Genomic DNA, 13,877 nt, shown 5'->3' with positions numbered 1-13,877 from the left:
GTGGGTCTGGGCCGTTAGCTCAATTGGTAGAGCTGCGGACTTTTAATCCGTAGGTTCTGGGTTCGAGCCCCAGGCGGCCCACTCGCACGGCCCCGCTGACCTGCTGATCAGCGGGGCCGTGTCGTTTCGTCGAAGATCAAACCCACCGCTTACCCACCACTTTGCCCGTGACCGCGTCCAACGCATCGGCAGACGCACGGCTCACGATCCCTCGCCCCATGTACACTCATCGCCGGTCAGCGCCCGCGCGTGAGCTGGCGGGCCGGGGAAGGGTAAGCCGGGGAACCTCTGGTAGGACTGGATTTGCGAAGATCAAATCCTGACCAAGAGGCTCCCCGTGATCACATATTTTGCCACACTCGACGTCCCTCGGGAACTCGCCCAACACGTGGGCCGCCTGCTCCACGACGAGCGCCGCCGACGCGGAACCCGCAAGGACAGCAGGGCCTTGACCTGCTGCCGGCAAGCCGTGCTGGGCCTGCGCTGGTTCCGCCAACGAGCTGATGTCACCGCGCTGGGCCGAGATCACGGCATCTCCCGCGCCACCGCCTACCGCTACCTCGACGAAGACATCGAAGTCCTCGGCGTGCTCTACGCAGCCGCCGCACAAGGACTTCCCACCCTCGCAGACAGCGGCTACACCGGCGCCAGCATCGGTGCGCACACCCCCGTCAGACAACCAGCAGGCAGCCAAGTCCTCGACATCGACACCCGCATCCACAACGCCTTGCTCCGCGGTCTGCGCGCCCTGGGCGAACGCGGATTCGCCATCCTCACCGGACGCTGGCGAACCCTCCACCACATCACCGCCAGCCCCAGCAAAATCGGCAACATCATCAAAGCCGCACTCGTCCTCGCCCATTTCGAACACGGCAAAATCACGCATAGTCGCTGAGATCACCTCAATGCGTCGCATTTCCATTGCAGTCGCGACCACCGCCATGGCGGTGGTCGCGCTCCTGTCCACGCGAGCACCGCGTCCGCCGCCGACTACCTCGCGGGGCCGTTCAGCAGCTTGAGCTCCTGCAACTCCACCCGCACCACCTCGTCCACTAAGGCGGCTCAACCTACGCTGGCTCCTGCTACCGGCAAACCAACGGCAAGTACTTCAACTACCGCTGGTCCATTGGTGGTAACTACTGGTAACCCTGCTTCGTTCGGTGCTAGCTTTCGGGGGCTGTGCGATCACAACCTGGGGAGTTCGAGATGAAGCGCGTGCAAAAATTGGCCGTTGTCATGGGTGCCGCTGTCGCTTTGGCGACGGGGGTTCCCGGAGTCGCTGCTGCGACGACGACCGGTCCGACGTGGAATTGTACGGCGTGGGCGGAATATGGCGTGAACGGCGGGCGCGGGGAATCGAGGTGTTCGGGCATCGACGGGGTGCAGCGCGTGTACCTGGTGTGCTTGGAAAACAACGGGCATGAGTACGTGGCCTTCGGCGGCTGGGTGTACGCGGGCCAGTGGTCGTACGCGGTCTGCCACGAGTTCGCCGCACCGGTCGCGGTCGCAGCGTCGTACTAGTCCGATCGCGGCCGTCGGCGGGTTCTCGTTGCCCGTCGGCGGTCGCAGGCTAGGTCGGTGTTCTGCCGGAACCCGCGCAGGCCCAGCACGGCCTGTCCGGAGCAGGTCAGCGCTCTGGGGTCCTTCCGAGGGCCGCGGTCGCGGCGTTCGGCGTGCAGCAACCGACCCAGGTATTGGGCGAGTTCGCGGGGCACGTCGAGTGTGGCGCGATACGTGATCACGGAGCCCTCTGGTCAGGATTTCTCTAGATCGTGCAGTTCGTCGGATGAATAGCCGAGCGTCCCTCGATACCATTACGCCTTCAACGCCTATAACACCAGTGGGTGAGATCACCTCACTGTCTGAATACGTCCAGGGCTGAGGCAGTGCCGGTGGCTGCTGATCACTGCTCGGGTGCTTCATCCAGCGGCATGTCGGCAGAGGTCCGGGTCTGTACCCCTTTGACCTCCACCTCTGGCCCAACGGCCACCACAGACCGGTTCTTATGCTGTGACGTTAGATCCACCACCTGCCCTGGTCAGGCTCTCGCAAACGAGATGCCTGGCTGGGGCGGACACGTTCTACGGCGTGATCAACGATGCGGGGCGGGTACTTGCCCACCCTCCACCATCCGCACCCCCATCTGCGATCGACAAACGGGGTGGGGATAGTGGAGGGGTGTCTGGACGAAACCGCCTGCCGGGTGCTGATCTGCTGACCGACGTCGAGGACTGGGCCGCCGGGCGCGGGGTCGAGGTGAACCTGTTCGTCGTTGATGCCGTGCTGGGGTGGCATGAGGCTGTGGGCGGTGGCGCGTTCCGGTGGGATGCGGCCGGGGTTCGGGAGGTGCTGCTCGAGTGGTTCCCGCACGAGGTGACGATGGAGCGGTCGGAGTGGCCGCAGGTTTTGACGACGTTGCACCACTGGGTGGATTTCCTGGCTGAGGCGGCCGGGGGCGACGAGGCGGGACTGCACGCGGTGATCGACGGGGAGGCTGAGGCGTTCCTCCGGGCGATGGGCGACGAGCGGAACTACGGGCTGGCGAAGTTCTGGGCCACGCGGATGGTGGAGCACGGGGTCGACCTGAGCGATGGGGAAGCTGTTCAGCGGTTCTTGACGGCGGTGAACTCGGGGGAGGTCGAGTTCGACCGGGCGGTGTTGGACGAGATCATGGCGCGCAGGGCCGGGGAAGCGGGGCTGGAGTTCGAGGGGCCGGAGCCCTTGCCTGTCGTGGTGCTGCCCTCGGCGGACGAGGTGGCTGAGTCGGCTCGGGGGGCGGTCGCCCTCGGGTGGCTCAGGGCGTTGGTGGAGTGGGTGGGCGAGGGGCGAACGCTGACGGCGGGTAAGGGGTTGCGGCAGGGGGATGCACGGGACCTGTTGGCGCGCTTGGGGGTGGACGCGTCGTTGCTGGTGGCGTGGGGGCGGGCGGCGCGGCTGGTGCGGGTGGTCAAGGGGCGGCTGGTCCCGGTCAAGGCAGCCACTGGGCTGCTGGGCGACCCGGTTCGGCTCTGGCAGCGGGCGTTCACGTCCTTCCCGGAGATCGGGCGTTCGCTGCCCAGGCCCGACCGGGCCGTCGACCCGATGTCCGTGCTGCGGTACTTCCTGCCGTCGGTGCTGCCGGAGATGCTGTTGCAGCTCTACATCGCCGGAGCGACGCCGGTTCCGGTCGAGCTGCTGTTCACGGGACTGGACGAGCTGATCTTCGGCGACGTGGAGACCGACCGGGATGAGTTGTGGACGGTGCTCCGCACGATGGAGGCGCTGGGCGCACTGGTGCTGACGACGAGCACCGACCAGCGGGAGCTGGCCAAGATCGCCGAGTTGGCCGAGGTGGACGCCCCCGATCCAGCCCTGGTGGCGCTCACACCGCTGGGGATCTGGGGAACGCGGGAGGTTCTGCGGGCGGAGGGTCATCAGGCGCCGACTCACGACGAGGTCGCCCGGTTGCCCTTGTCGCAGGTGATCGACGCGGTGCTCGACTCCCCGGCGGAGGTGGTGGACCCGGTCCTGACCGCCTGGGCCGCGTCGCGCGGCGAGGAGGAGGCAGCGGGGGACGCGGCCTCCGCCATCGTCGCGGGGGCGTCGGCTTCGGCCCGGCTGATGGCCTGGAGCGCGCTGGAGCTCACCGGCCCCCACGGCGCGGCCCGGGCCCGGGAGCTGCGCGCGGCGGGCGGGGTGGCGGGCGCGATGGCCGCGTCATACCTGGTGCGGCTGGGCGAGCTGGCCGAGGACGCCACCGAGACGCGGGAGATGCTGCTGGCGCTGGCGGAGAGCCTGGCCGCGACGCACGATCACGGCCTGCTGGTCGAGGAGCTGACGCAGCACCCCGTGGAGGACCAACTGCACCTGGTCCAAGGCCTGCGCGAGGTCGCCCACCCCGACGGGGCCGGCATGCTCGCCACGATCCGCGACGAGCACCCGGACCCGGTCGTGGCCAAGGCGGCGCACGTCCTCAGCCCGGTGTGACGGTGAGCCCACCCAGACGAACTGACCGGAGGTGTGTGCTGTGACTGACTATCGGCTGCTGTGGAACAGCGAGGCGGCTTCGCCGTGGGTGGAGCTCGACCACCTGGTGGGGGCCATGTTCCAGCCGTTCGAGGAGATGTTGGTAGGGGCGGCCGCGGCCGGACGACCGCGGTCGGTGCTGGACGTCGGGTGCGGGACCGGCGGACTGGCGGTGGCGATCGCCCGGGAGACGGGCGCCTCGTGCGTGGGGGTGGACGTCTCGTCGGCGATGGTGGCCGCGGCGCGGGAGCGCGCCCGGCGTGCGGGGGTCGACGTCGAGTTCGTCGAGGCCGACGCCCAGGTCCACCAGTTCGACGCGGACGGGTTCGACCTGGTGGTGTCCCGGTTCGGCGTGATGTTCTTCGCCGACCCGGTCGCGGCGTTCGCGAACCTGCGCAAGGGCGCGCGAGCGAACACGGGGATGCGTCTGGTGGTCTGGCGCAGTCTGACCGAGAACCCGTTCATGACGACCGCCGACCACGCGGCGGCGCCACTGCTGCCCGACCTGCCCGCGAAGCGGGACGGCGAACCCGGGCAGTTCGGAATGGCCGACGCCGACCACGTGCGCGCGGTGCTGGGCGGCTCCGGGTGGACCGACGTCGAACTGCATCCGGTCGATGTGGTGTGCACGCTGCCCCTGGCCGATCTGCCGAGGTACGTGGGCCGGTTCGGCACGGTCGGGCGGGCGTTGCAGACCGCTGACGACGTCCTGCGGGCCCGGCTGCTGGACACCGTCCTGCCCGCCTTCGACCCGTTCGTGGACGGCGATGAGGTCCGCTTCACCGCGGCGTGCTGGTCGGTGGCGGCCCAGGCAGGGGAGTGAGCAGGGTGATCAGGGAAGCTCGGGCCCGATCAACTGGGCCAGCCTCTCGACTCGAGACCAAGCCTGCTCAGGCGTCACTATCTCGCTCTGGGTGACGGCCTGCACATCCACCCGGGATGACGACGTCACCTCGATCGAGATCGCGTAGACGGTTCCTCCCGCCCGGGTCGATCGCACCGCTCAACGGCCACCGACAGTGGTCTCCGTCTTCTCACCGGTGGAGTTGACCTTGTCCACGCCGAGCTTCGGAAACACCCCGACGGCAAAGGCGAAGCTCTCCGTCGAGCCTGCGGGTTGGGCTCTCCACTCGCACGTCTTGGCGGAGGGCTGCTCGTCAGGCTCACCGGACCCGGTCACCCCGAAGTCAGTGCGCGCTTGCGACGACAGGAGAGTGCACGGATCAAGCGAGGCGAGGTCGCCGTCAGACTCCGAGGGAGCAGGGACCGAAGTGACTTGGCTGTCCTGGGGCGTCGCGGTCGGGAGTCCCGGTGTCGGGACACCTGGCGTGGAGTTCGTGCAACCCGCTAGCAGCCCAGCACAAGCCAAGACCGCCACCGATCGACGCACAACGCTCCTCACGCCAGCCTGCCCACGATGTCAGAATCGACTTTCTGTTGATTTCTCATCGCGATCTCAATCGCTTCCTTATCGGAGCACACCGCGATCGGGGGACCGCGGTGTGCTCCGGGTTCGTCAGCGGCCGGCTCGGATGATCAACTGCTGGACAGCCGACCGGGGGAGTAGGAGAGAGGCGGCTGGGTGCTTGCTGTCACGCACGGCCGTGAGGTCTTGTCGTAGTTCAACGCAGTTGCCTGCGTTGCCGGAACGGGACGACTTGCGCCACTCCATGATCACAGCCCTTCTCGTAGTCGCTTGATGATACTGCGGCTTTCCGCACTGGAAAAGGCCAGTTGATCAAGTTCCGCAAGCACGTCACGGTAGATGTTGACCTCGGAGTCGTGCAGGTAAACGCCGCTGCGGTGAAGTTCGACGTAAAGCACCGGGGGCGCTTGCGGGAACTCCAACATCATCCAGGAATGCAGCAGGGCGCGGTGCGGTAGGTGTTCCCGGACGATCCGCACACGCAGACCGCGAGTTGCCGCGCTTTCCAGGTGGGCCAACTGCTCCTGGAGCGCGTCCACGCCCCCGAATGGCGTCTTGAGCGCGCCCTCGTGGATGAAGGCGGTGTAGTCGAGGCCGGGCAAGACCTGTTGCCGCCGCAGCCGGGCCATCCAGCGGATCTCGCAATCCTGCTGCTCAGCGCCGTCTGCCAGCATGAAGCCGATGGCGTAGCGCTCGGTTTGCAGCAGGCCGGGGATGACTCCGATCGACCAGTCCGTCAGCGCGGTGGCGGTGGACTCGTAGCTGGCCAGGGTGCCCACGTCCGGCAGGACGCCGGGCAGTGGACGGGACCACCAACCGGCCTGCGCGCCCGAGCGGGCGCTCTCGATCAGTTCGTCGCGTTGGGAGGCGGGCACCCCGTAGACCGCCAGGACGGCCGACACGTCCTCGCTGCTAATGTGCCGCTTGCCATTCTCGGTGCGGCTCAAAGTCGCCGCCGACCAGCCGATCGCCGTGGCGGCGGCTTCCAGGCTCAGCGAGGTCTGCTCGGTGCGGACCGCCCGTAGCTGGGCGCCTATGGTCCTGTCGCGGGCCTGGGGTGTTTTCCTCTGACCTGACACATTGTTCCTTTCCGCACTTGCAAGCGACTGCAAGGTTTCAGCAAGGACTCTAGAGTAGTGGTCGGAGCGGGGTTTCCCAGCGGCGGAACCGCGATTCACCCGATGGAGAGCGGATTTCAGGAACTGAAACAAGGGGATGGCCAGTGCACAGCCGGAGCACCGATTACCGCGCCAGGACGCTGCGCGGATTGCTGATCGCCAGGGAACTCGACGGGGCGCGGCGGGCGCGGGGGTTGAGCACGCGCGAGTTGGCGGCGGCGATGACGATGAGCCCGGCGATGCTGAACCGGGTGATGACCGGGCGGCGGGTGCCGACGGCGTTGGAGATCGGCGGGCTGTGCGCGGTGCTGAGGATCGCGGCGACGCGGCGTCCTGTTCTCTACCAACGGGTCGCGAGCGCGGAGGTGACCGGGTGGGTCGGGCACCTCGACGACCGGCGCAGCCCGATCGACGAAGCGGAGGCGGTCGCGGGGGCCATCACGTGGTTCGCCTCGACCCTCATCCCCCGACCGCTGCGCACCCCGGCCTACGACGAGGCGATCGGCCTCCCGCGCTGGCGCCCCAGTCCCGTCCCGCGCAGCGCGCGCTTCCTCCTGCACCCCTTGTGCCTCAACCACCCCGCCGTCCCCCGCGACGTCATGCGCACCCAACTCCTGCACCTGCGCCACAACAGCACCCACGCCATCCACCTCGTTCCCGCCGCCACCAACCCGGAGCCCGCCTTCCGCCTCCTGGAGGTCGACCACTTCCCACCGATCGTCCACATAGAACACCAGGACACCGACGTCCTGCTGGAGGACGAGAAGGCGACCGCGGCCCACGTGGAGTTCATCAACGCCCTGCGCGTCCTGCCCGCCGCGGAGACCACCGCCGCCCTCGACGACCTCCTGGCCACGCCGAGCGGGTGACCTCACGAGCGAGCGCACGCCGCAGTCAGAGCCGCCGAATGACCCGCGCTGGGTTGCCCGCAGCGAACACGTGGTCCGGCACATCCCGAACCACCACACTGCCCACCCCGATCACAGTGTTCCCCCCAATCGCCACACCAGGGCAAACAATCACGCCACCGCCAAGCCACGCGTTGTCACCGATCGCGATCGGAACAGGCCGCTCCCAGCCCGCGCGACGCCGTTCATGGTCCTCCACCGGGTGCAGGGCAGTGAGCAACTGCGCCCGCGGCCCGATCCGCACGTCATCACCAATGGTGATCCGGGCGTCATCCATGAAGAGAGCATCGTGGTTGACGAAACTGCGCGCGCCAATGCTGATCAGCGAGCCGTAGCTGCACTGGAAGCGCGGCAGGACGCTGGCCCCGGGGCCGATTCCGGCGAGCAGACCCTCCAGGACCAGGCGGCGCTCGGTGTCGTCGTCGGCCCCGGTCGCGTTGAACCGGTCGAGGGCCCGCTGGCAGCGGCGCCGGTCCTCGGCCAGTTCGGGCTCGTCGAGGTACCAGTCACCGCGCAGCATTCGATCTTTCTGTTCGCCCATCTCGGGGTCCTCTCCGGAGGAAATCGGCGTGCTCGGCCGCGTCCAACCTGCCAGGGTTGCGCCCATGGAACACGGGATCGCGGCGTGGTCATCGCCCGAGTGGCCGCTTGTGGCGCAGGCGTGGGTCGACGAGGTGGTCGACGGGCGGACCGGGCCGGTGGTGGTCTCGCGGGTGCGGTCGTGGTCGGCGGTGGCGACGGTGGAGGTGCGCGGGGAGCGGTTGTGGCTCAAGGCGATGGGGCCGGCCAATGCGTTCGAGGCCGGGCTCTACGAGGTGCTCGCGCGGCACGCGCCGGAACACGCGCTGGCGCCCGTGGCGGCCGATCCGGCGCGCGGGCTGCTCCTGCTGCCGCACGCGGAACCGTTGGCGGACTTCGAGATGGCCGCCGTCCTGCCCGACTACGCGCGGATGCAGCGGGCGCTCATGCCCCATGTGGACGAACTGCTGGCGGCGGGGGTGCCGGACATGCGCGCGGCCGTCATGCCCGATCGGTACGCCGAGGCGCTGCGCGACATCGAGACCAGCCCGGAGCTGGAGCGGTTCGCGCCGACCTTCGAGCGGTGGTGCGCGGAGCTGGCCGAGAGCCCGGTCCCGGACTCGTTGGACCACAACGACCTGCACCCCAACAACGTCGTCACCGGGCCGCGCTTCTACGACTGGGGCGACAGCGCCGTCGCACACCCGTTCGCGAGCCTGCTCGTGCCCTACAAGCAGACCGACGACAAGGCCGCACTGCGCCGCGCCTACCTGGCCGGGTTCGCCGACCTGGCCCCGGTGGCCGAGTTGGAGCGGCAGGCCGACCTGGCCGTGCGGGTCGGCGTCGTGGCGCGGGCGCTGTGCTGGCAGCGCGCGCTGTCCTCCGGCGGCGCCCCGCCGGAGTTCGCGGACGCGGCGGTGCTGACGCTGCGGTCAGTCCTCCAGGCCGCCGGATAGGCGGATGGCGGTGAGCAGCTTGTCGGCCAGTTCGACCCGGCAGATGACCAGGTCGGGCAGGTAGGGGTGCGGGCGGTTGTAGCGCAGCGGCGAGCCGTCGATCCGGGAGGCGTGCAAGCCCGCGGCGGTCACCACGCCGACCGGGGCGGCCGAGTCCCACTCCCACTGGCCGCCCGCGTGCAGGTAGGCGTCGGCCTCGCCGCGCAGCACGGCCATCGCCTTGGCGCCTGCCGACCCCATGGTCAGCACGTCGGCGTCGAGCGCCTCGGCGACCGGTCCGGTGAACCTCGGCGGCCTGCTGGCGCTGACCAGGACGCGCAGCCGGGCGGGCCGCGGTGGGGGCGTCGGGGGGTTGTCGGTCGCGTACACCTCGCCGAGGGCGGGCTGGGAGACGGCGGCGGCGACCAAGCCCGCACCGCGCTGCCAGAGGGCGACGTGCACGGCCCAGTCCGGGCGGCCGGGCTTGGCGTACTCCCGGGTGCCGTCGAGCGGGTCGATGATCCACACCCGTTCGGCGTCGACCCGCGCGGGGTCGTCGACGGACTCCTCGGAGAGGACCATGTCGTCGGGGCGCTCGGCGGCGAGCCGGGCGAGCAGCAGTTCGTTGGACGCGAAGTCCCCGGCCTTGCCCAGGTCATCGGCTCCCTGGTTACGCAAGTCGAGCAAGAGGTCACCCGCTGTGACGGCTAGCTCGGCGGCGAGGCGGGCATCGGTGGCCATGCTTCCTCCCTGCGCTGCAGAAAACACCGAATCTAGCAACAGAGAGGGGAACTCGGGAGGGCCCAAGGGCGTCTGACCGGGTGACCGCGGTATGCGCGATCGTGTGCGACCGGGGCTGCGGAACGAGGACTGGAGGCGGCGATGGCCGACATCGAGTACCGGTTCGGCACCGGCGACGGCGACCCCAACGTCCACCACGGCCAGGCGAACCTCGACGTCGACGGGGATGGCGCCACCGACGCGATCGCGGTCGACTTCGACGGCGACGGCCGCTACGACGACGCGATGTGGGACTCCGACGGCGACGGGATCGCCGACACCGCCCTGCTCGATCTGGACGACGACGGGGTAGCCGAATCGGCGTACCGCGACCCCACCGGCGCGGGGACGTGGAACGCCAAGGCCGACGACGCCGACACCGCGCACGACGACACCCCGCCCGCGACGCCCGCGGGCACCGAGCACACGGGGGACACCGGCGGCTTCGAGAACCAGTCGCTGGCCGAGGCCGACGACCTGGCGGGCTGGGACAGCGACGACCTGCTCGGCACCCTCACCGAGGACGCCCCCGACGGGTTCACCGACCCGGGCACCGACGGGCTGGGCTGGTAACGGCGGGGGTTAGCCTGGACGACGTGGTCGCTGTGTCTCCCAGCCTGCGGATCGGGTCCTACCCCGTGGACCCCGCGGTCGTGCTGGCCCCGATGGCGGGCATCACCGATGTCGCGTTCCGGCAGCTCTGCCGCGAGTTCGGCAGCCCCACCTCGCTCTACGTCTGCGAGATGATCACCGCGCGGGCCCTGGTCGAGCGCGACTCCAAGACCATGGAGATGATCACCTTCGCGCCGACGGAGAACCCCAGGTCGCTGCAGCTCTACAGCACCGACCCGGTGAACATGGCCGCCGCGGTGAAGATGGTGGTGGCCGAGGACCTCGCCGACCACGTCGACATGAACTTCGGCTGTCCGGTACCCAAGGTCACCCGCAAGGGCGGTGGCGCGGCGCTGCCGTTCAAGCGCAGGCTCTTCGGCGACATCGTGGCCGCCGCCGTGCGCGAGGCCGAGCCCGCGGGCATCCCGGTGACCGTGAAGTTCCGCGTGGGCATCGACGACGAGCACGTCACCTACCTCGACGCGGGCCGCATCGCCGAGGCCGAGGGGGCCGCCGCCGTCGCGCTGCACGCGCGCACCGCCGCCCAGCGCTACTCCGGCGCGGCGGACTGGTCGCGCATCGCCCGGCTCAAGGAGGCGGTGACGACCATCCCCGTGCTGGGCAACGGCGACATCTTCAGCGCCGAGGACGCCAAGCGCATGGTCGCCGAGACCGGCTGCGACGGCGTCGTGGTCGGCCGGGGCTGCCTGGGCAGGCCGTGGCTGTTCCGCGAGCTGGACGCCGCGCTGCGCGGACTGCCGGTCCCCGCGGGCCCGTCGCTCGGCGAGGTCGGCCGCATCCTGCGCAGGCACGCCGAGCTGCTCACCGAGCACATCGGCGAGGCCAAGGGCACGCGCGAGATGCGCAAGCACATGGCCTGGTACCTGCGCGGGTTCCCGGTCGGCGGCGAGCTGCGGCGCGGGTTCGCCATGGTCTCCTCGCTGGCCGAGCTCGACGACCACCTCGGCCAGCTCGACCACGACGCGCCCTACCCGGCCGAGGCAGAGGGGCCGCGCGGGCGGCAGGGCTCGCCGGGCAAGGTCGCGCTGCCCGACGGCTGGCTGGACGACCCGGACGACGACGCCGTGCCGGTCGGCGCCGAACTGCTGCACTCGGGGGGCTGATGCGGCGCGCACTAGGCCGTGTTCCGAAAGCCGCTGTTCGCGATAGCCGCGCCGGAGCGGCCCCTGACGGCAGGTCGGCAGCTCCCGACACGGACAACCGCGCCTGCGGCCACCCACTTCTGAAACTGGCCCTAGGGCTCGCGGTCGCCGCGCTGGCGCTGGCGGGCTGCGCCTCGACGGTGCCGGGCACCCCCTTCCCGGTGGACGGGGGCGGCTCGCGCGGGCTGGTGGGGCAGTACTTCACCGACCTCAACGACACGGCGGACGAGGGCACCGCGGCGCAGCGGGAGTTCCTGCGCCGCACCCAGCACCCGGACTTCACCGACCGCGCCTGCGACCTGGGCGACCTGACCCTGCGCATCGACCCCGCGCTCACCACGCTGCGCGTGGACCCGGAGTGGCGGCCGGAGGGGGCGTCGTCCCGTCCTCGCGGGGAGGTCTTCGTCGTCGCCGTGACAGTGCGGATCAGGCGGGACGGCGCCACCATCGCCCAGCAGATCGGCTCGCAGCGCGTCATCGTGCTCGCGGGCAAGGCCTACGGCTTCACGCCCTGCCCCACCAGGTAATTCCCCACGAGAAGCGCGCCCTTCACGGCAAAGAGCACCATTGCGTCCATGGAGTGAGCCGGGTCGCGTGCGGAGCGCCACCTCCGTCACCCGCGTCACCGGTTCGGAGCAGTGAGTCGTCCACCGGTAGAGGGAATTCCCAGGACAAGCGTCCCGGTGGCTCAAGCGCGGCCTCCTCTATGACGACACACACCTTACGTAAAGGAGGTGAGCGCGGTGACCGCACTGGGACGTGGCGTCGCCAACTCCGAGCCGGATCGACACGACAGCCCCTGGCCGTCGCACCGGGTCGGGCAGCCCCGCCCCGCGTCCGAGCCACGCGCTGTCCACGAACCGACGATCCCGCTGCGCCACCCCGTCATCACCGACCGCGCGGAGAACCCCGAGTCGGAGCAGCCCGCCGACACCGCCAACCTGGTCAGCCTGCACGAGTCGATCGCCTCGCTGCTGGCCTCGCGCGGGCAGTTCCGGCAGGCCTACCAGCACCTGCGCTCGGCGCTGGACCTGGTCTCCGAGTTCGGCGAGGGCCCGCAGATCCCCGAGCAGTTGCGCCGCGAGGTCGACCGGCTGCGCCGCGAGCACGCCGAGGCGCACGAGCAGAGCATCCGCGACAGCCTCACGACCAGCTTCAACCGCCGCTACCTCGACCGGCGGCTGGTCGACCTGCTGGGCGCCGCGGGCCGCACGGGCACGGTGGCCGTGGCGCTGGTGGACCTGGACTGGTTCAAGCAGGTCAACGACACCTTCGGGCACCTGGTCGGCGACCGGGTGCTGCAACAGGTGGTGGAGCTGCTGACCGCGGGCCTGCCCGAGGGCGCGTTCTGCGCCCGCTACGGCGGCGAGGAGTTCGTCCTGGTGCTCCCCGGCTTCGACCTGGCAACCGCGGTGGCGCTGGCCGAGACCGCTCGGGCGCGGGTGGAGCACCACCCGTGGACTTCGGTGGTCCTGGGTTTGAGAGTCACTGTGAGCATCGGTGTCACCCACGAGCGGACCACCGGCGTGGCGGAGGACACACCCGGCGCTCCGGAGCGTCAACTCCGCGAGGCGGACGCGCTGCTGTACACAGCCAAGCAGTCCGGCCGGAACGCTGTCGCTTATCTGCGCGACGGCAAGGCTCACCTGGCCGGAGCCGCTGGGAGCCGCCGGGTCGTCGTGCCCCCGCGCGCGGGCATGCGATAACGGACGCGCCCGTTCGAGCGATACCCCAATCGGGCTAGGGCTCTGTGCGAAATACGGAAGCAACCCCGCACTGAGGTCGTCACGGGCGAGCGTGAGTCGTACTATCGCCTCCGCACTGTGACACGATCGGGTAAGCAACCGAGCGCAGCGGTGCAACGTGTTGATAACCAACCGGCAACGGTTCGCGACCATGGAAGGAGCACGGGTGCCCGACGACCACGACCGTGACGGCGCCCCGAACTCCGGGGAGCCTCCGGGGGGCAGGCGGCGCGCGGCCGACCCCTCCGACCCGCCGCGGCGCAGGCGCCGGTCGGCGGAGTCCGGTGGTGTCAGCGTCTCGGACCTGGTGGAGCGGCACAACGGCTCACGCACCAACCTCAAGCCCGTCACCCCGCCGCCAGCCCCACCACCGGCCCCCGAGCCCGCGGCCGAGGCGCCCCGGCGCGCGGAGGGCCAGCGGCGCAACCGCACCACCACGACGATCCCGGCGAACATCCTCGCCCAGGCCCAGGGCCAGCCCCCGGCCGAGCGCCCGGCCGCGGTCGTGGCCGACGAGGTGCCCACCTCCGTGGCCGACCTGCTCGGCCCCGCGCGCGCCATCCCCGACTCGCCGCGGCGCGTCCGCGAGACCGATGGCGCGCCCTTCCCGGCCGACCGCGAGCCGCACCCGCACCCGGCCGCCGCGTACCCGCCGCCCGCGCCCGG

Annotated in this window: 15 protein-coding genes, 1 tRNA gene and 1 pseudogene; 12 read left to right on the top strand and 5 right to left on the bottom strand. The window is 70.2% G+C overall.

Going from position 1 to position 13,877, the window contains the following annotated elements; all coding sequences use genetic code 11:
* Positions 1-8 precede the first annotated feature (8 nt).
* From GCL84_RS04015 to GCL84_RS03995, 5 genes are all read left to right on the top strand, one after another.
* A tRNA-Lys gene (locus GCL84_RS04015) sits at positions 9-81 on the top strand.
* Positions 82-388: 307 nt separating this feature from the next.
* Positions 389-895: a transposase family protein gene (locus GCL84_RS04010; RefSeq protein WP_407924362.1), complete on the top strand. Its 507-nt coding sequence runs from the start codon at positions 389-391 to the stop codon at positions 893-895.
* A 311-nt stretch (positions 896-1,206) separates the two neighbouring features.
* Entirely contained in the window at positions 1,207-1,521 is a 315-nt protein-coding gene (locus GCL84_RS04005; protein WP_156753970.1) for a hypothetical protein, read from the top strand.
* A gap of 657 nt (positions 1,522-2,178) precedes the next feature.
* Positions 2,179-3,966, top strand: coding sequence for a hypothetical protein (locus tag GCL84_RS04000; RefSeq protein ID WP_156753969.1), 1,788 nt, complete (start codon positions 2,179-2,181; stop codon positions 3,964-3,966).
* Between the two features lie 40 nt (positions 3,967-4,006).
* Positions 4,007-4,828, top strand: a complete 822-nt coding sequence (locus GCL84_RS03995) for a class I SAM-dependent methyltransferase (RefSeq protein ID WP_156753968.1) — start codon at positions 4,007-4,009, stop codon at positions 4,826-4,828.
* Between the two features lie 180 nt (positions 4,829-5,008).
* On the opposite strand, the gene GCL84_RS30935 is transcribed toward GCL84_RS03995, so the two are convergent.
* The 3 genes from GCL84_RS30935 to GCL84_RS03980 all read right to left on the bottom strand — a co-directional run bounded on the left by GCL84_RS30935 (position 5,009) and on the right by GCL84_RS03980 (position 6,510).
* Positions 5,009-5,383 (bottom strand): DUF3558 family protein, encoded by a 375-nt coding sequence (locus GCL84_RS30935; RefSeq protein ID WP_407924363.1) that lies wholly within the window; start codon positions 5,381-5,383, stop codon positions 5,009-5,011.
* A gap of 138 nt (positions 5,384-5,521) precedes the next feature.
* Positions 5,522-5,677, bottom strand: coding sequence for a DUF397 domain-containing protein (locus GCL84_RS03985; protein WP_156753966.1), 156 nt, complete (start codon positions 5,675-5,677; stop codon positions 5,522-5,524).
* 2 nt (positions 5,678-5,679) lie between these two features.
* A complete protein-coding gene (locus GCL84_RS03980; RefSeq protein ID WP_197523008.1) occupies positions 5,680-6,510 on the bottom strand; it encodes a helix-turn-helix domain-containing protein in 831 nt (276 codons plus the stop codon).
* Positions 6,511-6,653: 143 nt separating this feature from the next.
* Between GCL84_RS03980 and GCL84_RS03975 the strand changes: the two genes are divergently transcribed.
* Positions 6,654-7,418: a helix-turn-helix domain-containing protein gene (locus GCL84_RS03975; RefSeq protein ID WP_156753964.1), complete on the top strand. Its 765-nt coding sequence runs from the start codon at positions 6,654-6,656 to the stop codon at positions 7,416-7,418.
* Positions 7,419-7,443: 25 nt separating this feature from the next.
* On the opposite strand, the gene GCL84_RS03970 is transcribed toward GCL84_RS03975, so the two are convergent.
* Complete coding sequence (locus GCL84_RS03970) at positions 7,444-7,998, bottom strand: sugar O-acetyltransferase (RefSeq protein ID WP_156753963.1); 555 nt, start codon at positions 7,996-7,998, stop codon at positions 7,444-7,446.
* A gap of 64 nt (positions 7,999-8,062) precedes the next feature.
* Here GCL84_RS03970 and GCL84_RS03965 point away from each other — a divergent pair, with 64 nt between their 5' ends.
* On the top strand, positions 8,063-8,932 hold the full coding sequence (locus GCL84_RS03965) for a phosphotransferase family protein (protein WP_156753962.1): 870 nt from the start codon (positions 8,063-8,065) through the stop codon (positions 8,930-8,932).
* On the opposite strand, the gene GCL84_RS03960 is transcribed toward GCL84_RS03965, so the two are convergent.
* Entirely contained in the window at positions 8,909-9,652 is a 744-nt protein-coding gene (locus tag GCL84_RS03960) for a 3'(2'),5'-bisphosphate nucleotidase CysQ (protein ID WP_156753961.1), read from the bottom strand. The two genes, GCL84_RS03965 and GCL84_RS03960, sit on opposite strands and share 24 nt — an antisense overlap.
* A 141-nt stretch (positions 9,653-9,793) precedes the next feature.
* Between GCL84_RS03960 and GCL84_RS03955 the strand changes: the two genes are divergently transcribed.
* The 5 genes and pseudogenes from GCL84_RS03955 to GCL84_RS03935 all read left to right on the top strand — a co-directional run.
* Positions 9,794-10,264 (top strand): hypothetical protein, encoded by a 471-nt coding sequence (locus GCL84_RS03955; protein ID WP_156753960.1) that lies wholly within the window; start codon positions 9,794-9,796, stop codon positions 10,262-10,264.
* 23 nt (positions 10,265-10,287) lie between these two features.
* Positions 10,288-11,427: a tRNA dihydrouridine synthase DusB gene (gene dusB / locus GCL84_RS03950; protein WP_156753959.1), complete on the top strand. Its 1,140-nt coding sequence runs from the start codon at positions 10,288-10,290 to the stop codon at positions 11,425-11,427.
* 179 nt (positions 11,428-11,606) lie between these two features.
* Complete coding sequence (locus GCL84_RS03945) at positions 11,607-11,993, top strand: hypothetical protein (RefSeq protein WP_235925976.1); 387 nt, start codon at positions 11,607-11,609, stop codon at positions 11,991-11,993.
* Positions 11,994-12,209: 216 nt separating this feature from the next.
* Complete coding sequence (locus GCL84_RS03940; RefSeq protein WP_407924361.1) at positions 12,210-13,172, top strand: GGDEF domain-containing protein; 963 nt, start codon at positions 12,210-12,212, stop codon at positions 13,170-13,172.
* Positions 13,173-13,377: 205 nt separating this feature from the next.
* Positions 13,378-13,877, top strand: a pseudogene (locus GCL84_RS03935) (hypothetical protein); the annotation flags it as partial.

This window comes from Actinokineospora pegani, assembly GCF_009745975.1.
Classification (GTDB): Bacteria; Actinomycetota; Actinomycetes; order Mycobacteriales; family Pseudonocardiaceae; genus Actinokineospora; species Actinokineospora pegani.
Note: the sequence above shows the minus strand (reverse complement) of the source record. Positions and strands in the feature narration are given on the sequence as shown.